Source organism: Bacillus sp. JJ864 (genome assembly GCF_036963045.1).
Taxonomy (GTDB): domain Bacteria; phylum Bacillota; class Bacilli; order Bacillales; family Bacillaceae_G; genus Bacillus_A; species Bacillus_A pseudomycoides_C.
In genome coordinates, this window is the sequence record NZ_JBALLY010000184.1 from 1 (window position 1) to 1,058 (window position 1,058).

The 1,058-nt window shown below is 32.2% G+C and carries 1 pseudogene; it reads right to left on the reverse strand.

Going from position 1 to position 1,058, the window contains the following annotated elements:
• Positions 1-487, reverse strand: a pseudogene (locus V7024_RS22055) (IS200/IS605 family accessory protein TnpB-related protein); the annotation flags it as partial.
• Between the last annotated feature and the right edge of the window lie 571 nt (positions 488-1,058).

Here is a 1,058-nt window from a genome sequence, read left to right on the forward strand (position 1 = left end):
TCATTCGTTTTCCTGAAAACGTTGCATTTTGGTCATTTGTTCCATACGTTGGAATACAGTCATGATCTAGAAAACTTGCTTTTGATGTGTAAGATTCCTCAGTTACAACAACTTGAATGCCTACCGCACTCGCTTTGTATGTAATCATTTGAATCAATAAACTATGCGAGATATGGCAAAATGTTTGGTTATTTTTCTTTCCCATATCAGTTTCTTGTTTCCAACTTTTGTTTTGACCAATAACGATTTTGCAAACTTCCTCTTCTTGAGCTAGTTTTACAATATGATGACTAGCCTTATGGAAAATGTCTTTTATTTTCAGGTAACGCTTTTGATGAAGTTTTTCTATTCTTTTAGAAGTAAAAGAGCCTTCATTTGTTTGTTTACCTTGCCTTAAAACACTTGTAAAGTGGCTCTTCATTTTATTGTAATATTGATTTATGCTTTTGATATGTTTGCCCTTAACAAGTACAGGATTCAAACCTGTATACACTTGTCGTATATAAAAGTTTGTCGTGTTGTACATATTTTTAGCGTTTTGGCAAGATTCTTGAAAATAAGAATACATACGATGTCCTTTTTTAATCCAAATCTGAAGAGTTTTATAATTTATTTGATTTTCCGTTGTCATTTTTTCACCTCCCTGTTAAAGCTATTATACCAAAATAAGAACGTACGTTTCTATCGTTTTGCTTGAAAATAAAATATTTTTTCGATTCACCTCATCACCTTCACATATGTTTAGAGGTGGGAGTCCTCTCGAAAGGTATGATAGAGAGAAGAGCTGATCTTTGATGGGGATTGGCTCTTTTTGTATGAGGATTAATACATGAATCCATTTTGATTTTTGACATACAGATTACTGCTATGCAGATACTCGCTTTCTCTCTATGTTTTTACTTCGCATGTGGCAGAAAAAGGTCCTAATCGCTACTACGCATGGCCAGACGCTCTCGCCCATCTAAAAAGAAAAGGTTTTTATGTTAGTTTTCAATTTGTATTTATATATTTTAAAAATTCATTTACTTTTCATAGATTACTTATATATATAATTACAA